Source organism: Shewanella sp. ZOR0012 (genome assembly GCF_000798835.1).
Classification (GTDB): domain Bacteria; phylum Pseudomonadota; class Gammaproteobacteria; order Enterobacterales; family Shewanellaceae; genus Shewanella; species Shewanella xiamenensis.
In genome coordinates this window covers 115,028-133,629 of the sequence record NZ_JTLE01000094.1, presented here as the reverse complement: position 1 = coordinate 133,629, position 18,602 = coordinate 115,028, and the positions used below count along the sequence as shown (strand labels likewise).

16 protein-coding genes and 1 other annotated feature are annotated in these 18,602 nt (G+C 47.9%); of the genes, 9 read left to right on the top strand and 7 right to left on the bottom strand.

Translation table 11 applies throughout. The features are described from left to right. Window positions 1-173: 173 nt before the first annotated feature. From trpA to L976_RS02445, 6 genes are all read right to left on the bottom strand, one after another. Entirely contained in the window at window positions 174-1,010 is an 837-nt protein-coding gene (gene trpA / locus L976_RS02470; RefSeq protein ID WP_047533864.1) for a tryptophan synthase subunit alpha, read from the bottom strand. Window positions 1,011-1,015: 5 nt separating this feature from the next. After that, on the bottom strand, window positions 1,016-2,206 hold the full coding sequence (trpB, locus tag L976_RS02465; RefSeq protein ID WP_047533860.1) for a tryptophan synthase subunit beta: 1,191 nt from the start codon (window positions 2,204-2,206) through the stop codon (window positions 1,016-1,018). 108 nt (window positions 2,207-2,314) lie between these two features. Beyond that, window positions 2,315-3,724 carry a bifunctional indole-3-glycerol-phosphate synthase TrpC/phosphoribosylanthranilate isomerase TrpF gene (trpCF, locus tag L976_RS02460; RefSeq protein WP_231570540.1) on the bottom strand — a complete coding sequence of 470 codons (1,410 nt, stop codon included), beginning with the start codon at window positions 3,722-3,724 and terminating at the stop codon, window positions 2,315-2,317. A gap of 77 nt (window positions 3,725-3,801) precedes the next feature. After that, the gene (trpD, locus tag L976_RS02455) at window positions 3,802-4,845 is read right to left on the bottom strand and encodes an anthranilate phosphoribosyltransferase (RefSeq protein ID WP_047533857.1); all 1,044 of its coding nucleotides are present in this window, start codon (window positions 4,843-4,845) and stop codon (window positions 3,802-3,804) included. Then, window positions 4,845-5,453 (bottom strand): aminodeoxychorismate/anthranilate synthase component II, encoded by a 609-nt coding sequence (locus L976_RS02450; RefSeq protein ID WP_037420014.1) that lies wholly within the window; start codon window positions 5,451-5,453, stop codon window positions 4,845-4,847. The genes trpD and L976_RS02450 overlap by 1 nt, the downstream gene beginning before the upstream one ends. Window positions 5,454-5,463: 10 nt before the next feature. Beyond that, on the bottom strand, window positions 5,464-7,155 hold the full coding sequence (locus tag L976_RS02445) for an anthranilate synthase component 1 (RefSeq protein WP_052183955.1): 1,692 nt from the start codon (window positions 7,153-7,155) through the stop codon (window positions 5,464-5,466). Window positions 7,156-7,207: 52 nt separating this feature from the next. Then, window positions 7,208-7,313, bottom strand: a sequence feature (Trp leader region). A gap of 210 nt (window positions 7,314-7,523) precedes the next feature. Between L976_RS02445 and rnm the strand changes: the two genes are divergently transcribed. The 6 genes from rnm to L976_RS02415 all read left to right on the top strand — a co-directional run bounded on the left by rnm (window position 7,524) and on the right by L976_RS02415 (window position 12,523). Then, window positions 7,524-8,384: an RNase RNM gene (gene rnm / locus L976_RS02440; protein ID WP_037428606.1), complete on the top strand. Its 861-nt coding sequence runs from the start codon at window positions 7,524-7,526 to the stop codon at window positions 8,382-8,384. Next, window positions 8,381-9,001: an L-threonylcarbamoyladenylate synthase gene (locus L976_RS02435; RefSeq protein ID WP_037420004.1), complete on the top strand. Its 621-nt coding sequence runs from the start codon at window positions 8,381-8,383 to the stop codon at window positions 8,999-9,001. The genes rnm and L976_RS02435 overlap by 4 nt, the downstream gene beginning before the upstream one ends. A gap of 197 nt (window positions 9,002-9,198) precedes the next feature. Next, window positions 9,199-9,987, top strand: coding sequence for a segregation and condensation protein A (locus L976_RS02430; RefSeq protein WP_037420001.1), 789 nt, complete (start codon window positions 9,199-9,201; stop codon window positions 9,985-9,987). A 3-nt stretch (window positions 9,988-9,990) separates the two neighbouring features. Next, entirely contained in the window at window positions 9,991-10,587 is a 597-nt protein-coding gene (gene scpB, locus L976_RS02425; RefSeq protein WP_037419998.1) for an SMC-Scp complex subunit ScpB, read from the top strand. Then, a complete protein-coding gene (gene rluB, locus L976_RS02420) occupies window positions 10,580-11,455 on the top strand; it encodes a 23S rRNA pseudouridine(2605) synthase RluB (protein WP_037419997.1) in 876 nt (291 codons plus the stop codon). Before scpB ends, rluB begins: the two co-directional genes overlap by 8 nt. A gap of 105 nt (window positions 11,456-11,560) precedes the next feature. Next, window positions 11,561-12,523, top strand: coding sequence for a hypothetical protein (locus L976_RS02415; RefSeq protein WP_047533854.1), 963 nt, complete (start codon window positions 11,561-11,563; stop codon window positions 12,521-12,523). Between the two features lie 64 nt (window positions 12,524-12,587). Here the strand turns inward: L976_RS02415 and L976_RS02410 are convergent, their stop codons facing one another. Then, a complete protein-coding gene (locus L976_RS02410) occupies window positions 12,588-13,325 on the bottom strand; it encodes a YciK family oxidoreductase (protein WP_037419993.1) in 738 nt (245 codons plus the stop codon). A gap of 261 nt (window positions 13,326-13,586) precedes the next feature. On the opposite strand from L976_RS02410, the gene L976_RS02405 reads away from it, so the two are divergent. The 3 genes from L976_RS02405 to L976_RS02395 all read left to right on the top strand — a co-directional run bounded on the left by L976_RS02405 (window position 13,587) and on the right by L976_RS02395 (window position 18,411). Continuing rightward, the gene (locus L976_RS02405; RefSeq protein WP_047533849.1) at window positions 13,587-16,070 is read left to right on the top strand and encodes a VolA/Pla-1 family phospholipase; all 2,484 of its coding nucleotides are present in this window, start codon (window positions 13,587-13,589) and stop codon (window positions 16,068-16,070) included. A gap of 111 nt (window positions 16,071-16,181) precedes the next feature. After that, window positions 16,182-17,198 (top strand): protease SohB, encoded by a 1,017-nt coding sequence (gene sohB, locus L976_RS02400; protein ID WP_047533845.1) that lies wholly within the window; start codon window positions 16,182-16,184, stop codon window positions 17,196-17,198. 193 nt (window positions 17,199-17,391) lie between these two features. Beyond that, window positions 17,392-18,411, top strand: coding sequence for an AraC family transcriptional regulator (locus tag L976_RS02395; RefSeq protein WP_047533842.1), 1,020 nt, complete (start codon window positions 17,392-17,394; stop codon window positions 18,409-18,411). Window positions 18,412-18,602 lie beyond the last annotated feature (191 nt).

Here is an 18,602-nt window from a genome sequence, read left to right as displayed (position 1 = left end):
ATTTATCTCGTAAACGCATGAGACACAGATCCTAATATAAGCCTTGGGTTTGACAGTTTTAAGATACCGTTGATTCTGTGCTAGTTATGGTTGTTACTGCTATGGGGAATATATAAAAAAGGGCCAACTCTGCTGATTTGGCCCTAAATCGGGATGTTATTCAGATGAATAGATTAGGTTGCCGCTTTCATCGCGCGGGTAAAATCGCCTAATGCTGCTAGTAGTTTCACTTCATCTTGTTGATAGGTTTCGATAATTTTAACTACGGCTGAGCCAGAAATCGCACCCGCGGCGCCTGCTTTGATGGCGGCGCTCACTTGAGCAGGCTCTGCAATCCCAAAGCCTAATAGCGGTGGCGGCGCATTAAATGCTTGCAGCTTAGCTAAAATTTCTTCAACGGGCGTACCTGCCTTAGTGTCTGTACCTGTTACGCCAGCGCGGGACAATAGATAGGTATAGCCTTCACCACTTTGGCTGACCTTCGCAAGGGTGTCACTGTCGGCATTGGGCGGCGCAATAAAAATTGGCGCAATGCCATGGGCTTTGGCCGCTTGAATAAATGGTGCGGCTTCTTCAACTGGCACATCGGCAATTAACACTGAATCCACGCCCGCTTGCTGCGCTTTGGCATAAAAAGCATCTATGCCATTGGCGAATACGAGGTTCGCATACAGCAATAACCCAATTGGAAGTTCAGGGTATTTAGCGCGGATCTTGGCCAGCAATTCAAAGCAGGCTGTTGGTGTTGTACCCGCGGCTAAGGCTCTGAGATTTGCGCCTTGGATCACGGGGCCATCGGCGAGCGGATCGGAGAAAGGAAAGCCTAACTCCAGCGCATCGGCACCGTTTTGCACTAAGGTGTCGATAATTTTCAGTGACAGCTCAGGGCTTGGATCGCCTAAGGTGACAAAAGGCACAAAGGCGCCGCGGCCTTCGGCTTTTAAACGGCTAAAAGCGGCGTGATAACGGCCAGCTTGATGAGGGATAGTTTGGTTTGAAATGCTGCTCATCTTAGTTATTCCTCTTTACCGTTTAAAATGTCTGACACAGTGAAAATATCCTTATCGCCTCGGCCTGAGAGGTTGACAACCAAAATGGTCTCTTTGGTGCACTCTTTCGCCAGACGCATTGCATAGGCTAGGGCGTGGGCCGATTCGAGCGCCGGAATAATCCCTTCGCTGCGAGCCAGTAATTGGAAGGCTTCTAGGGCTTCATCATCGGTGGCCGATTCATAGCGGGCACGGCCGATGGCGTTCAAATGGGCATGCTGTGGGCCGACCGAGGGAAAGTCTAATCCTGCTGAAATCGAGTAAGACTCTTCGATTTGGCCTTCACTGTCCTGCATCAATGGGGCTTTCATACCAAAGAAAATCCCGGTTTTACCATGTTTTAGCGGCGCGCCGTGCATATGGGTATCAATACCTTTACCCGCAGGCTCGACGCCAATCAGCTCTACATCGGCTTCATCAATAAAGTCGGCAAACATCCCGATAGCATTGGAGCCGCCGCCGACACAGGCGATGACCGCATCGGGCAGGCGACCTTCGCGCTCAAGTATTTGTTTTTTGGTTTCTTCACCAATAATACGTTGAAATTCACGCACTATGGTCGGGAACGGATGTGGTCCAGCAGCTGTGCCGAGCAGATAGTGGGCTTTTTCGTAACTGCCAGACCAGTCGCGCATCGCCTCGTTACAGGCGTCTTTCAAGGTGGCAGAACCAGAGGTTACAGGGATAACCTCGGCGCCCATCAGCCGCATTCTAAATACGTTAGGTGATTGGCGGGCAACGTCTTTCGCGCCCATATACACTTTGCATTTTAATCCCAGCAGCGCACAGGCAAGGGCGGTGGCAACACCGTGTTGGCCTGCACCCGTTTCGGCAATAATTTCCTTTTTACCCATACGTTTAGCCAATAATGCTTGGCCCAATACCTGGTTGGTTTTATGGGCGCCGCCGTGGAGTAAATCTTCCCGCTTGAGGTAGATTTTAACCATGGGATTGGGACTTAAATTGCGGGTTAAGGTGAGTGCCGTGGGGCGACCGGCGTAGTTTTTCAGTAAGTCGGTAAACTCGGCTTGGAAGGACTCATCGGTTTGTGCGTCGACAAAAGCACTCTCAAGTTGCTTGAGGGCGGGGACTAAAATCTGCGGTACATACATACCACCGTATTCGCCGAAATAAGGGTTAAGCTTTAACTGTGACATACCTTGTTCCTTATCCTATTTATTTGTTTCGATTGCGGTTTAGGTTAACGCCATCGAGTTTCAATTCTTGCTTGCCTGTGCTTTGCACAGTTTTTTATAAAAGCTGGTCTAGAGTCGTAATTGACTAAATGCCGCTTGGATCTTCTCTGCCGACTTAATGCCAGGGGCGGTTTCGAGGCCAGAGTTAAAATCTAAACCGTAAAACCCTTGAGCATTGGCACGGGCAGCATTGTCCGCATTGAGGCCACCCGCGAGCATGGCCTCGGCTTTATGGGCAATGGGGAGTTGCCAATCAAAGGCTTGGCCAGTACCACCAAAACCTGCGTCATTCTTGCTATCGAAGAGATAACGCTGCACACCTCTTGGCATAGCAGCAAGTTCGCTGCTTTGGGCATCAACACTGACCGCCTTCCAAATTTGGGTGTTCAGTCCTGCCTGTTGTAACAATTGGCTTAGCTCAGTAATTTCTAACTCGGTTTCATTGCCGTGCAGTTGCACTGCGGCTAAATCACATGCTTTGGCGATACTTGCGATTAGCTCTGGCTCGCTGTTAACGAACACCCCGACAAACTCAATGGCGGGCAAGTTGGCGGCACGGTATTGCTCGACTAACTGTTTGGCGGCATCTTTTGTGAGTGCTCGTGGTGATTTTTCAGCAAAAATGAGTCCAGCATAAACTGCGCCCGCAGTGGCTGCAGCTTGAATATCCTCAAGGCGGGTGAGACCGCAGACTTTATTGTGACCGAAGATCAATTTACGGCAGGCTAAATCAATGTCTTCTTCGGCCATAATCGAGCTCCCGACCAAGAAGCCATCGACTAACGGACTTAAGCGGCGCACTTGCTCGTTAGTGTAAATGCCCGATTCGCTGATCACCACGCGATCGCTGCCGATGTGCGGCGCAAGGGCTTCGGTGGTGGCTAAATCGGTACTTAAATCTCGTAAGTTGCGGTTATTAATGCCAATAATAGGTGCATTTAAGACGATGGCGCGTTTCAGTTCTTCTTCATTGCTGACTTCGGTCAGCACATCGAGTTGATACTTGGCCGCCTCGTTGGCAAGTTGTTGATATCGCTCATCATCGAGCACTGAAAGCATCAACAGAATCGCATCGGCACCCTGATGAGCCGCTAATTTGATTTGATATTCATCAACAAAAAAGTCTTTACACAGAATTGGTTGGCTCACTTTTGCCCGCACTTTCGGGATATAGTCCATATCCCCTTGGAAAAATTGCTCATCGGTTAATACCGAAATCCCCGCAGCATACTTGGCATAAATCGAGGCGATGGCTTCGACATCAAAGTCTTTACGGATTAAGCCTTTGGATGGACTGGCTTTTTTGCACTCTAAAATATAACCCGCCTTCGGGGCTTTTAAGGCGGCAAATAGACTACGGTCCGAGATTTTTGGGGTTAAGCTGTCTTCAGGAAAACGCAACTTAAGGGCGGCGATATGGGCGGCCTTAGTATCGACGATACGGGTTAAAACGTTGGCTTTTGCGGTACTGGTTTGCATGCTACCCCTTACATCCTGCGATGCTTGATTATCTTCCGAGCGATGCGCGTCGGGTTGTTGAACCTGTGCCATGGTCATTATTCCTGTGCTTCGCTGCTGACTTTAGCGAGTTGATTCAGTAATTCAAAGGCTTTGCCGCTTTTTATGGTATTGAGCGCAAGGGCGGTGCCGGCTTTGACTGAGTCCGATAGGCCACACAGATATAAGGCACAACCCGCATTGATGGCAACCGCATGGGTGTGGGCATCGCTGCCTTGTCCTTGCAAAATCGATTGCGTGATTTGGGCGTTCTGTGCAGGCTCGCCCCCTTCAAGCTCAGTAATGTGGGCTTGAGGCACACCAAAATCCGCCGGTGTTAATTGATATTCAATAATCTCACCGTCTTTGAGTTCGGCGACCTGTGTGCTGCCATGGAGCGCTACTTCATCTAAACCACTGCCATGTACCACCATGGCTCTTTGCGTGCCAAGGGCTTGCAGTACGCGGGCGATAGGCGTCACTAGCTCTGGGCTATATACCCCAAGCAACATAAATTCTGGGCGCGCTGGGTTAATCAATGGCCCTAACACATTGAATAAGGTGCGAGTTTTCAGGGCTTGGCGCACAGGCACTGCATGTTTGACACCGCCATGGTAGTGGGGCGCAAACAGGAAGCACAGATTGAGTGATTCGAGGCAGCGGCCCGCCAGCTCGGGTGACATAGTTAAATCGATGCCAAATTGGGCGAGTAAATCTGACGAGCCCGATTTGCTCGAGACGGAACGATTACCGTGTTTTGCAACCTTGGCGCCAGCAGCTGCGGCGACAAAGGCGGCAGTGGTGGAAATATTAATGGTATTAAAACCATCGCCGCCGGTACCGACGATATCGATAATCCCTTGGCTACGGCTTGAAGCTGGATAGGGGAAAGGCTTAGCGGCTGCGCGCATCGCATCGGCGGCGCCACTGATTTCGGCAATGGTTTCACCGCGAACTTTAAGCGCCATTAACATGCCCGCCATCACGGTTTCATTCATTTCACCTTGGATAAGGGTGCTAAAGAGGCTGGCGGTTTGCTCGCGTGTTAATGCCTTGCCCTGAAACAAAATATCGAGCAGGGGCTGAATCGATGTTGCATTCATTATTGCGCTCCTGCGGTATTGTGGGCGATGTCTTGAGTCAAAAAGCTTAAGGTTTGGGTTAACAATGTGCTGCCCAAGGTCGTTAAGATGGATTCGGGATGAAACTGAAAACCGACTGCCCTGTGCTCGGCATGCAAAATCGCCATAGGCATATCTTCTGTGGTGGCAATAACATCAAGACAATCAGGTACTTTTGTGGCTACTAAACTGTGGTAGCGGGCGACAGGTAAGGGCGAAGGTAAGTTAGCAAACACGCCTTCACCATTATGGAAGGTGGGACTGGCTTTACCGTGCACGACAAAAGGCGCGCGCTCCACTTTACCGCCGTAATATTCCACCATGGCTTGATGACCTAGACAGATCCCAAGCATAGGCACTTTGCCCGCGACTTTGTCTATTAGCGCCATCATGGAGCCCGCTTCATGGGGCGCACCTGGGCCTGGCGATAAGACTAAGGCGCTAGGCTCGGTTTCCGCCAACAGCTTGTCGGCAATATAGTCGGCGGCAACATCGTTACGGTAGATCACCACTTCACAGCCAAGGCTTCTAAACTGGTCGACTAAGTTGTAGGTAAAGGAGTCGAAGTTATCGAGTAAATAGAGTTTCATCTTAGGCTCCTTATCTTGGTTGTTCAGTCGAAGTGGTCGCAGTTGCTTGATGGCTTTCATCCAAGCCTGCGCCCATCTTGATGGCAGAAATCACCGCCTGCGCCTTTTGGCGCGTTTCATCGGCTTCACTCTGGGGATCGGAATCAAACACCACGCCAGCACCCGCTTGGATATGGGCTACACCGTTTTTCACAAAGGCGGAGCGGATAACGATACATGTGTCCATATCCCCAAGGGCATTGAGGTAACCCACTGCGCCACCATAGCTGCCTCGGCGGGTCTTTTCCGCCTGACGTACGAGTTGCGAGGCGCGCACTTTCGGGGCGCCAACCAGAGTGCCCATATTCATACAGGCTTGGTAGGCGTGGAGTGCATCTAAGTCTTGGCGTAGTTGACCTGTGACGCGGCTGACTAAATGCATCACGTGGGAATAACGGTCGACTTTAAGTAACTCGGCCACTTTGCGGCTGCCGCTTTGGCTGATACGGGCGATATCGTTACGGGCTAAATCGACCAACATTAAGTGCTCGGAGAGCTCTTTTTTATCTAAACGCAATTCGAGTTCGATACGGCTATCGAGGTCGAAATCAATCTCGCCGCTGGCGGTTTTGCCGCGCTTACGGGTGCCTGCAATCGGGTAGACTTCGACCTGATTATTGCTGGCTTCATATTTCAACGCGCTCTCTGGCGAGGCACCAAACAGGGTGAAGTCATGGCCCCTGAAATAAAACATATAGGGGCTGGGATTGGTTAAACGTAGTGCGCGGTAAGCCCCTAAGGTATTTGGGCAGGGCAGGCTAAAACTGCGTGAGGGCACCACTTGGAAGATATCGCCCGCAATAATGTGTTCTTTTAAATCGATAACGGTTTGTTTAAAGGCCTCATCACTGATATTGACTTGCTCAGTCGCTGTTATCCCAACCAGCGCGGGCGCAGGTTCTATATCATTGGCTAAGGTTTGGCAGTCAGCGCTAATGTGGCTAGCTCGTTTGGCTAAGGCTTGGGTCACTTCAACCAGTTTTGCAGAACCTTCACTAAAATTGTGGGTGATGATTTCGGCTTGTTTCTGCTTGTGATCAATAAGAATTAAGGTTTCGGCAAGATAAAATAAATAATCAGGGCAATCATTTGCACCATTTGGTGCTTTAGGCAGTGGCTCCACTGTATCAATCAAATCGTAGGAAAGTACGCCACCTAAAAATAAGTCTTCGAATGCTGGCGTCTGACCACAGTCGATATGTTTAACAAACAAGCGTAAACCATCAAGTGGCGAGGTGGACTTTAAGCGGGCATCTTCGTCCTTAAGCTCAGTGTCTTTTTGTAGCGTGACCACTAAGTTGTGGCCATCGCGTTGGCATTGAGTTTGGCTTGAGCGAGCACTAAAAAATTGCTCGATGGGGGCAAGTAAACTGGCACCATTGTCGCTCAGTGCGCTAAAGCGTAAACAATACCCGTCGCAGCGGATCATCAGCGCCGCATGGGTCATCACCATGCTCTTAAGATTTTCCTTGCTGTTTATTTCTGCTGATTCCAACAACATGGTATGGGGCGCATCTTGAGTGATGTGTTGGTACAAACGCAGCGGATCGCTATGGTATGCCAAGGTGGCCTTGATCGTATGTGAACGTGCAAATGTCTGCGGAGGTGAGGGGAAATTCCCTCCGTCGGCTTGGGTAACCTGATTAAATGTCTTTAGGGTCATGCTGTTATCTCGCTTTTATCCGTTTACCGCGTTGCAGACATTTTTCGCACCAACAAAAAAGCCCGCATTTCTGCGGGCTTTTGTTGATTCTGTTACTTTCAAATGAGCACAGAGCTTCACACCACCCGCTACGTTGGGAAGTGCCACCACCAAATGATGTTGAAAGAAGCGTTAGTATGGGTCATTCAAAAGGGTCTCAATAATTCGTTAGTTGAGCTATAGAAAACATGAGCCTGAGGCGAAAGTCAATTGAATATTTTTCAAAATGATGGATTCATGTGGCTAACTCACTGTGTCAAATGCGGTTCCTGCTGGATAAAGTGTGAGATAAATGCACATTTCATCTTAAATTAACGTACAATAACGGCATGAATACTCAAAGCATCTTGGCTGACTTGCACAGCCACACGACCGCATCTGACGGTCATCTCACGCCGTCCGAGCTGGTCGCCAGAGCCCTTGAAAAGGGCGTGCAGTTATTTGCGATAACGGATCACGATACGGTTGCAGGCTTAAGTGAAGCCCGCGCCTTCAATCAAGCGCAGACCGAACCGTTAAAGCTGATTTCTGGGGTTGAGATTTCAACCCGATGGAATAGTTACGATATTCACATTGTGGCGCTCAATTTTGATGAAACCCACACAGAGTTATTAACGTTTTTAGAAAACCAGCGTGACTTACGTGAGCTTCGTGCCGAAGAAATCGGCCATCGATTGGCTAAAGCCGGGATCGAAGGCGCCTATGAAGGCGCAAAAGCAATTGCGGCAGGCGCAGCGTTAAGCCGTGGTCACTATGCTCGTTGGCTTGCCGATCACGGTTATGCGGTGGATATGCCCAGTGTATTTAAGCGTTACTTAGCCCGTGGTAAGACGGGTTATGTGCCCAATAATTGGGGCGATATGGCCAGCGCAATTAAGGTGATCCACAACGCGGGCGGGCTCGCGGTATTGGCACATCCGAGTGGTTATAAGCTGTCTGCCAAGTGGTTAAAGCGTTTAGTGCGAGAATTTAAAGAAGCAGGCGGGGATGCCATGGAAGTGGTGCTCGGCCAGCAAACGGTGGATGATAGGGCCAATTTAGTGGCGCTGAGTGTCCAAAATCAGTTGCTTGCATCGATAGGAAGTGATTTTCACTTTCCAAGCAATTGGATTGAATTAGGTAAAAATCTCTACCAGCCTCAAGGTATTGATTGGGTCTGGCAGTCGGGATCTTGGATGGAACGACCATGAGTCAATTTTTTTATGTACACGAAGTAAATCCACAGACACGTTTGATTAGTCAAGCCGTGGCTGTGCTGAAGTCCGGCGGCGTAATTGTGTATCCAACCGATTCGGGTTATGCCCTCGGTTGCATGATCGGTGAGAAAGACGCAATGACGCGCATTACTCGCATTCGTCAAATCGAACACGATCATAATTTCTCGTTAATGTGCCGTGACTTATCTGAATTAGCGACCTACGCCAAGGTGGATAATCAGGCCTATCGCATCCTAAAAAGTTGCACGCCAGGGCCGTACACTTTCATTTTTAAGGCGAGTAAGGAAGTGCCCCGTCGTCTGCAAAATGACAAGAAAAAAACCATTGGTATCCGCGTGCCAGACAATGTGATTGCCTTAGCACTGCTCGAGGCGTTAGATGCGCCGTTGATGTCGACCAGTTTAGTGATGCCAAACGCAGAATTTGCCGAGTCGGACCCTGAACATATTCGCGACCTGTTAGAGCATCAAGTGGATGTGATTATTCATGGTGGTTATTTAGGTGAAAAGCCAACCACTGTCATCGATATGTCGGAAGATGGGTTCGAAGTCCTGCGTGAAGGCGCTGGGGATGTGACTCCGTTTCTGTAAAATCAGGTTTGTCTTAGCGATAGTGTGTGGCAGCGTATGTTAGCCCGATAAAACCGTCATTTGGCAGTTTTATCGCCACTAAATTACGGGTATAATCGCGCGTTTGCGAAGAAGCGAGTCAACTCGACTTAATGAGACTGATACTGTTTGCTTGGGAATGGCGTTTTCAAGGTGATTGTTTTACATGGGGATAGCGGATGCAGGGCACGCAACAAAGTTTACCCTTAGCCGTTGTTCGTGGTCAGGCGATGACCGAAATGCCGCAGGATTTGTTTATTCCACCTGAGGCGTTGGAAGTGTTCTTGGAGTCCTTTGAAGGGCCGCTAGACTTACTTTTGTATCTGATCCGTAAGCAAAAATTAGATGTTGTCGATTTACCCATTTCTCAGATCACCGCGCAATATTTAGAATATATCGCGATGCTCACTCAGGCGCGTATTGAACTGGCCTCGGATTATTTGGTCATGGCGGCTACACTGGCCGAGATTAAATCCCGTCTGCTGCTGCCGCGTATGGTGGCGGAAGATGAGGTGGAAGAAGATCCACGGGCTCAGTTGATCCGTCAATTGAAGGCCTATGAGGTAATCAAGGAAGCCTCGCAAAAAATTGATGATTTACCTCGGCTTGAACGCGATGTGTTTCAAGCAATCGCGGCACCTTCACCAAATATCAAACCTTTGGTGATCCCGCCTGATGTATCGTTATTTGAAATCGCCCGCGCCTTTGGCGAGGTGCTTAAACGTATCGATGCCAATGAAGATCATCATGTTAAGCGTGAACAGTTATCGACCCGCGAGCGCATGAGCCAAATTTTAGCCATGCTTAATAGCGAGACGTTTACGCCCTTTGAGCGTTTATTCAGTGTCGAAGAAGGCCGCGCCGGTGTGGTGGTGACCTTTTTAGCGCTAATGGAATTGGTCAAAGAATTATTAGTGGAATTGTACCAAACAGAGCCGTTTTCAACTATTTATGTAAAGGCCTATTAATTGATGCAGATAAATCCAATTCAATTAAAACAGCTTATTGAAGCGAGTCTGTTTGTATTGGGGAAACCCTTGTCGGTGAAAATGTTGAAAGAAACCGTGTTGGCGGATTTCAGTGTTTCCAGAGACAAAATCAAAGCCGCATTGGACGAGTTGCAACAGGATTATCAGGAACGGGGTGTTCAACTTGTGAAAGTGGCTGGAGGTTATCGCTTCCAGACCTTGGAAGTCCTGAGTCCGTTTTTGCAACCCCTGTGGCAGGAAAAAGCACCTAAGTATTCGCGGGCAACATTAGAGACTCTGGCGGTGATCGCCTATCGTCAACCTGTGACCCGTGGTGATATTGAGCAGGTGCGTGGTGTGGCCATTAGTAGTCACATCATCAAAAGTTTGTCAGATAGACATTGGATTAAAGTCGTTGGCCATAAAGAAGTCCCGGGGCGACCCGCACTCTACGCCACGACCTTAGAATTTTTAGCCTATTTTGGCTTAGATACCCTCGCGGATTTACCCGCGCTTACGGATACTGAGTCATTGCAGGCGGTATTTTCGGGTTTGAAAGTAACGCCTGAACAGTCAGAAGAGCAAGATACTAATGAGTGAAAAATTGCAGAAAGTCTTGGCCCGTGCAGGCCATGGCTCCCGTCGTGAGATGGAGGCATGGATTGCTGCAGGCCGAGTTAGTATTGATGGCGTGATTGCCAATCTTGGCGATCGTATCGAAGCTGATGCAAAAGTACGTATCGATGGTCGAGCCATATCGCTCAAGTCCGCCGATGATGTGATTTGCCGCGTGCTGGCCTATCACAAACCCGAAGGTGAGATTTGTAGCCGTAAAGACCCTGAAGGTCGTCCAACCGTGTTTGACCGCTTGCCTAAAGTGCGTGATTCGCGCTGGGTTGCGGTAGGCCGTCTGGATATCAACACTTCAGGCCTATTGCTGTTTACCTCTGATGGTGAATTGGCAAACCGTTTGATGCATCCCTCTAACGAAGTTGAACGCGAATACGCAGTGCGTACCTTTGGTGAAGTGCCAGAGGCTGCGGTACAACGTCTGCGTACCGGCGTGATGTTAGAAGACGGTATGGCGCAGTTTGATGCCATTAAAGCCGCGGGTGGTGAGGGTATGAACCAATGGTGGCACGTGTGTTTACGTGAAGGCCGTAACCGTGAAGTGCGCCGTTTATGGGAATCCCAAGAGGTGCAAGTTAGCCGTCTTATCCGTGTGCGCTATGGTATGGTGGAATTACCTAAATCCTTACCCCGTGGTGGTTGGATTGAATTGCCCATTGAGCAAGTTAACTACCTGCGCCAATTAGCGGGCCTTGAACCTGAAACTCGTACTATGCTGGCCGCAGATAAACACAGCGTGGCCCGTGCGCAGGTGAAGAGTGCCAAAATTCGCCGCGCTGTACGTAAGCATAAAGTCACCTCAACGGGTAAACCGAAGCCAACGCGTCAACGTAGCTAATCGGTTTATGTTACCCAGTTAAAAGGCCGCTTGCGGCCTTTTTTGCTTTCTGTAGCCTATGGTTATGCTATAACAACAAGCCTAAAGATGACGAGGAGATGAACCATGGAATTAATATCGGTCAAGCGAATTTGGGCGCAAGGTGAGCATAATGCTTTTACCGATCTGGTGTTATACCAAGGGGCATTATTTTGTGTATTTCGAGAAGGCTCTGCTCACGTATCTCCTGATGGCGCTTTACGTATTCTTTGCTCCTATGATGCCGGGGAAAATTGGCAAAGTGTGGCGCTGCTGACTTCGGCTCATGCTGATTTACGGGATGGCAAATTAATTGAATTTCGAGGTGAGTTGTTGCTATTGGGTGGCGGTACTCAGCACGATAAATCAGGTTTACAGTCCTATCTTTGGCGCTCAAAGGATGGCGTACATTGGTCCGAACCACAGGCGGTAGCTGATAAAGGTTACTGGTTATGGCGTTTAACTGAGCATCAAGATGCACTCTATGGTGTGGGATATCGGGCGGGGCCTGATGGAGATACCCGTTTCTACAAAAGTGACGATGGACAGCTCTTTAAACCTTGGATGCCTGTTTTTAATGACCAAGGTTATGTAAATGAAAGTTCGCTTGTATTTCACCAAGGGAGTTGTTTTTGTTTATTAAGGCGCGATCCCGTGTGGAGTGACGAGTTTTTAGGTTTACTGGGTCACAGCTTGCCACCTTTCAAGCAATGGACTTGGCAAACACTCGATAAACGCATTGGCGGGCCAGTGCTGTTTGTCTATCAATCCCGTTTGATGGCGGTTGTACGTCTTTATGAAGGGAACATTCGCACTGCACTTATTGAAATAAATCAAGATACGGGCGCTATTCATGAGAGGCTCACGTTACCTTCGCAGGGCGATACTAGTTATGCTGGCATTGTTCTGAAAGGTGATCATCTTTGGGTGAGTTATTATTCAAGTCACGAGCAGGTATCGGTTCCCGATAATATTCAAGTCCAAAGTGATAACTTGCAAGAGAAGTCTAAAACGATGATTTACTTTGCTAAAATTAGACTCAGCGACTGAGTAAAAGTAAAGGGAACCATTCGGTTCCCTTTACTTTTATACCACAGCGTTTAGTGAGTCTTACTTACTGGGCATTGAATTGCTGACCGTTTATATCGCTAGAGTCCTGTCCCATTAAATACAGGTAAGTCGGCATGATTTCTTCGGCCGTTTTTAAATCCAATGGATTTTCGGCAGGGTATGCTTTAGCACGCATTTCGGTGCGCGTTGCGCCTGGGTTAATGCTGTTCACGCGGACTGAAGTGCCATCACATTCGTGGGCGAGTACCTGCATCATGCCTTCGGTGGCAAATTTCGAGAAGGCATAGGGCCCCCAGTAGGCGCGGCCCTGACGACCAACACTGCTTGAGGTGAAAATAATCGAGGCACTTGGTGCTTGGCGTAGCACTGGCAGTAATGCCTTGGTTAGCATCACTTGTGCGGTGACATTGACTTTAAGTACATCTTCAAGTGAAGGAATATCGATGTGTTCAAACGGACCGAGGGCGCCGAGTAAACTGGCATTATGCAGTAAACCATCTAAATGGCCGAACTGTTCGCTGATCGTGTCGGCCATATCACGGTAGTTTTGTTCGGTCGCACCTTTTAAATCCAGTGGCACAATGGCTGGCATCGGATAACCCGCTTGCTCGATAACATCGTAAACGGCTTCGAGTTTTTTAACGGTTTTACCGAGTAAAATTACCGTGGCGCCATGCTTGGCAAATTCGATAGCCGCCGCGCGACCAATGCCTGCTCCTGCACCAGTGACTAAAATAGTTTTACCTTTAAGTAAATCTTTTGCTGCTTGATATTCCAACATGAGCCTTTTATTCCTCTTGGCGAAAATGCCCGCCACTTCTAGAGTCGCTGAACTGCTAAACGCATGTTTCAAACAAATGAATGAAACTTTGTTATAAATAGCTAAAATCTTTGTGACAAACTTGTGGCTAACTCAATATTTTTACGTTAACTTGAAATGAGTTAGGGGCTAACATAAGCCCTATTAGTCATAGCTTTTGCGCTATTGTGACTAATTTCTTGGGGAAAACAAAACTATTACAACAAGATTTGGGGAAAAAAAATGAAAAGACTCATTTTGTGTGTTGCGATTGCATCAGCACTGGGCCTCACAGGATGTGGCGAGGACAGTTATAACGAACTCAAGGATAAGACGGAGCCGCTCATCCCTGAATCCCATATGGTATTCGACCCTGCTAACTCTAAAGTTCCTTTGCCAAATGACCTCCTGTTCAGCGGCACTAAGGATGGTACTTTATCTATACCGGGTGAAAGTTCTGGTAATTATACCGATCCTCAGATTGCACTCGGTGCATTAGATGGATGGTCAACTACGTCGCCCATTTCAATCGATATCGATTTAGCAAAAGATCATGATGGCACCCAGCTCACCCTGATGGCGGCATCTGTTGCCCAGCCGGGCGCGGTAAGAATGTTTGAGGCTACCGTGGGGGGCGCCTTGTCCTCTGATCCTGAGTGTAAAGCCAAACCGTCAGTATCAGCTTGTAAAGTAGGGGCTGAATTACAATTTGGTGTGGACTTTGTTTCTACTGCCTCAGGCAATAAAGTCGTCATTATTCCACTAAAACCGCTTAAAGCGGGTCAGTCTTATATTTATGCGACCACTAAGTTAATTCAGGATTCAGAGGGACGCGGCATTGCCCCTTCAACAACCTATGGTACGTTGAAGATGGATATCAATACGCTGCCTCTAGAAACGCCAGATCAACTGATGTTGCAAACCTTAATCAATAGTTATGAGAAGGGGATTGCTGCTGCACATAATGTTGATACCTCAACAATTACCTACTCTGGCTTGTTCACTACTCAATCAGTCGCAAATGTTTATGAAACCACAAAACTGTTGATGGCGAGGGGCGCTCCCTATGCACCTAGTTTTGCACAAATGCCGACTCCTACTGGGTTAACTGTGGCTCAGGCTGCGGGATTAAAACCAGCAGATGGTATGGCTTACGTGGTTTCAAATTTAGCGGATGTTTATACTGCAAAAATTAAACTGCCGATTTACGGTGATTGTTCTTCTGTCAGTTGTTTATCTGCAGAAGGTAAACCATTAATAAATGGGAGTTGGAAAGCCCAAGGCGATAGCCCAGTTTCTGTGCTATTAGCGCTGCAAGCGGGTACCTTAAGCCAAACTAACTTTGGTATGCAGGCTGTCGCTAATGGTATTGCTAACCCCGCTGATGCATTAGCTAATCCTTCGCTAATGGCAGGTAAAACCTGGCTATTAGACGATGGTACTGCGGTTGATAAAACCAAACATTTGACCAAATTTAACCCAATCCCTGCGATTAAAGGTTATGAAACGGTACCTGTACTGATTTCTATGCCTAATGCCACTAAACTCGCAGCCTTCTATCAGCAGCAAGGCTTAACCTTTACACCACCAACGTCAGGCTGGCCAATCACGATTGCGCTGCATGGTTTAGGTGGCGGTAAGGAAATGTCTTTAGCTTATGCGGGTTCTTATGCGGCCATGGGCGTGGCAACGGTAGCTATCGATATGCCTTTACATGGTGCTCGTTCATTCGATGCTAACGGGGATGGTATTTACGAAGTTTCGGCAACCGATCCCTCTTTTGGCAATGTGATTGGTACTCCGGATGCCTTTAAAAATGGTAATCCGTTAGTCTTTGTCAATATCTCAAGCACACTATCTGTGCGAGATAACTTCCGTCAGGCAACCATGGATCACCTTGGCGTGCGTTTAGCCTTAACTGGCTTAGCACAAGGACTTGCGCAGGCTAATCAACCACAAGTATTTGATGTATCTAAGATTAGTGCGCAGGGGTTAAGTTTAGGTGCGATTGTGGGAACCGATTTTGCTACCTATGCCAGCACGGGGATGAGAAATCCAACCACGGGTGAAGCCTTACCTAACCCTTATGTGATTAATGCGGCTTCTTTGGTTGCTCCTGCTGGTGGTTTAGCTGGCGCTTTTGCCGGTTCAGCCACCTTCGGTCCCGTACTGTTTAATAATGTCACTGCTTCGGCGACATTCAAAGCTTTAGTCGATAAGGCTAATACAGCAGGATATGAGCCAGGCAGCCCTGAATATGCGGCATTAGTTCAGGCTGTTTACGCACAATTTATTCCTACTTTTGCCTTTGCTGTGCAAACGGCGGTGGACTCAGCAGATCCGGTTAACCATGCTGGCATGTTAAAAGCAACAGGATTACCTGTGCACTTAATTGAAGTCGCCGGTGATGGTAATGGTAACTTAGCGGATCAAGTGTTACCTAATAGTGTCGATAACTTCCCATTATCAGGTACTGAACCGCTGATCTCGGCAATGGGTTTACCTTGCGTCGATGCTACGACGAAAGGGCTTGGTGTGGTGCGTTTTGCCAAGGGTCATCACAGTTCTATTGTTGACCCAAGTGAGAAGAGTTCTACAGATGGTATGGCAGCTGCGGCAACGGTAGAGATGCAGACTCAAGTAGCCACCTATGCATCGACTGCGGGTAAAGGTGAGGCCACTATTTACGTCACTGATCCAAGTGTGATCGCGACTTGTCCTAACTAATCCGAGTTAAATCCTAAAAACCCAGCCTTTGCTGGGTTTTTTTATGGCGCTTTAGGCTGTTAGAATAGCGCGCATTAAACCGGATCACCTTAGGTCCCAACGGAGAGTACTTTGGAATTTCTATACGAATATGGCATGTTTTTGGCCAAAGCTGTGACTATTGTTGTTGCGATTGTTGCTGTGATTATTGTCGTCCTCGCGTCCACTGTGAAGCACAAATCGGATAAAGGTGAACTGAGGATCACTAACCTTTCAGAAGAACTGGAAGAACTAAAGCACAGTTTGAAGGAGGAACTGCTGACGAAGAAGCAGTTTAAAGCCTACGAAAAACAGCTGAAAGCAGACGAAAAGGCGAAGGAAAAAGCGGCCGAAGAAGACCACAAAGGCAAGGTTTTTGTCATTGATTTTAAAGGCAGTATTGATGCCGCCGAAGTGGCTTCTCTGCGCGAAGAAATCAGCGCGATTTTAACCATCGCCGAAAAGGATGATGAAGTTATTGTCAATGTCGAAAGTGGCGGTGGCATGGTGCATGGTTATGGATTGGCATCGAGCCAGCTCGATCGTCTGCGTCAGGCCGAGATCCCATTAACGATTTGCGTGGATAAAGTTGCCGCCAGTGGTGGTTATATGATGGCCTGTGTCGCCAATAAAATATATGCCGCGCCATTCGCTATCGTGGGTTCTATCGGTGTGGTTGCTCAGTTGCCTAACTTCAACCGTTTGCTGAAAAAGCACGAAATTGATTATGAGCAACACACAGCCGGTGACTTTAAGCGCACCTTGACCATCTTTGGCGAAAATACTGACGAGGGCAGACAGAAGTTCCAACAGGAGCTCGAAGAAACCCATGAGCTGTTTAAAGCTTTTGTAACCAAATATCGTCCTCAGCTCGATTTAGCAAAGGTGGCCACTGGTGAACATTGGTACGGTCAACAGGCGATTGAATTAGGCCTTATCGATGCGATTTCAACCAGTGATGATGTGTTAATGCAGTTAGCGGGCGAACGTACCGTGTATAAGCTGCGTTATCAGGTGCGCAAGAAACTAGCCGATAAAATCGCCCATGGTGCGTCCCTGTCGGTAAATGCGATTTTTAATCGATTAGTTGAGAAAAATCGTCCCATGTAAGCCGACGCACTGACTTAATACAGATGAAAACGCCTGCGAATATGCAGGCGTTTTTGTTTTGTTTGGGCGCGAAATGAAATAATACATTTTTTTAACATTAAGTTTGGTTTAAGACTATTCAAAATAAGCGAGATCTTATACAACTAATCACCTAGGGAATTAAAAGCTGAACAAATCACATTAAGGATATTCCATGTTACAGCGCGTCGATTACAAGACGAACCTGATGGTAGGCGATCAAACCTATCCCGCATTTGAGCTGCGTAATATTCTCGACTTTATTGCCTCACAGTTAGGCGAAAAAGCCTTACAGCAAGTCTGTGGTCATATTGGTGTTGGCCGGACTGAGCTTAATCATTGCCAGTTTGTCTTTGTCTGGCAGGTGGAATATGCGATGGAGTTTTTACGCTTACAGGGTGGAGATCCCGATATTGGTACTAAATTAGGGCTGAGTTATCGGGTGAGTAGCTTAGATGTATTGTTGCCCCATCTTGCTCAACTTAGCTCATTGCAGGCCTGCTTACAGTTTGTGATTAATCACCCGAGTTTAGTTGGTAGTTTTACTGATTCTTTGGTACGTCTAACAGATGACAGTGTTTGCATTCGTTGGCTTAATACGGGTCGTATTGATAAAGCACAATACGGATTTCAGTTTTTACACAGTATTGGGTCACTATTGGGGCTCGCCAGAGAGCTGACTGGGGAGGCGATAACGCTAAGTCAAATTAATTTGGTTGAGTCAGGTCGAGACTGCCGTTTTTTAGAGGAGGCAACGGGTGCGAAAGTGCAGTTTAATTGCGAATATTACGAATGGAGTATTTCCCTTGATTATCTTGCTCTTGCAATAAACTATCCTTTCCCTAAATTTGCAGAGGTAACGCCTTCAGCTTTTACCACCTCCTTTATCGAAACCGTATTGATAGCGATCCGCGCACATTTTCCCCATGTACTTCATTTGGATGAAATGGCGGCGCAGCTGCATATGAGCGACCGCAGTTTTCGGCGTAAACTTGCTCAGCTGGGATCGAGTTATCAGCGTCTCGTTGATCAGGTGCGCTGCCAACGTGCGGTCGAGTTGATTTTAGCCAACAAGCTAGATATTGAGGCGATTGCCGAGACCTTAGGCTACAGCGATGTGAGCCATTTCCGTCAATCCTTTAAGCATTGGATTGGCCACCCGCCAGGGTATTTTAGTCGGCTTAACTGCGGCTAAAGGATAGTGAACTAGCTTAATTGGTTAAAAACGGACGCGATACTTTAAGGGAAACGGCGCTATCCTATATTCAATTTCATCCTTGTTTATCCCATTTATTTTTGTTTAACGTCACTCCATTGCTATGCAATGTGAGTGACATTAGGGCGTGTTGACGTTTCGAGATTAGATTTTGTTCGTTCAGGAAAGCA

Bases quoted from the DNA above. Each gene is read 5' to 3' on its own strand.
- scpB (WP_037419998.1), top strand. From the start codon at position 9,991: ATGCAGATAAATCCAATTCAATTAAAACAGCTTATTGAAGCGAGTCTG.
- trpD (WP_047533857.1), bottom strand. From the start codon at position 4,845: ATGAATGCAACATCGATTCAGCCCCTGCTCGATATTTTGTTTCAGGGC.
- rluB (WP_037419997.1), top strand. From the start codon at position 10,580: ATGAGTGAAAAATTGCAGAAAGTCTTGGCCCGTGCAGGCCATGGCTCC.
- L976_RS02415 (WP_047533854.1), top strand. From the start codon at position 11,561: ATGGAATTAATATCGGTCAAGCGAATTTGGGCGCAAGGTGAGCATAAT.
- rnm (WP_037428606.1), top strand. From the start codon at position 7,524: ATGAATACTCAAAGCATCTTGGCTGACTTGCACAGCCACACGACCGCA.
- L976_RS02430 (WP_037420001.1), top strand. From the start codon at position 9,199: ATGCAGGGCACGCAACAAAGTTTACCCTTAGCCGTTGTTCGTGGTCAG.
- L976_RS02410 (WP_037419993.1), bottom strand. From the start codon at position 13,325: ATGTTGGAATATCAAGCAGCAAAAGATTTACTTAAAGGTAAAACTATT.
- L976_RS02395 (WP_047533842.1), top strand. From the start codon at position 17,392: ATGTTACAGCGCGTCGATTACAAGACGAACCTGATGGTAGGCGATCAA.
- L976_RS02450 (WP_037420014.1), bottom strand. From the start codon at position 5,453: ATGAAACTCTATTTACTCGATAACTTCGACTCCTTTACCTACAACTTA.
- L976_RS02405 (WP_047533849.1), top strand. From the start codon at position 13,587: ATGAAAAGACTCATTTTGTGTGTTGCGATTGCATCAGCACTGGGCCTC.
- L976_RS02445 (WP_052183955.1), bottom strand. From the start codon at position 7,155: ATGACCCTAAAGACATTTAATCAGGTTACCCAAGCCGACGGAGGGAAT.
- trpB (WP_047533860.1), bottom strand. From the start codon at position 2,206: ATGTCACAGTTAAAGCTTAACCCTTATTTCGGCGAATACGGTGGTATG.
- trpCF (WP_231570540.1), bottom strand. From the start codon at position 3,724: ATGCAAACCAGTACCGCAAAAGCCAACGTTTTAACCCGTATCGTCGAT.
- trpA (WP_047533864.1), bottom strand. From the start codon at position 1,010: ATGAGCAGCATTTCAAACCAAACTATCCCTCATCAAGCTGGCCGTTAT.
- L976_RS02435 (WP_037420004.1), top strand. From the start codon at position 8,381: ATGAGTCAATTTTTTTATGTACACGAAGTAAATCCACAGACACGTTTG.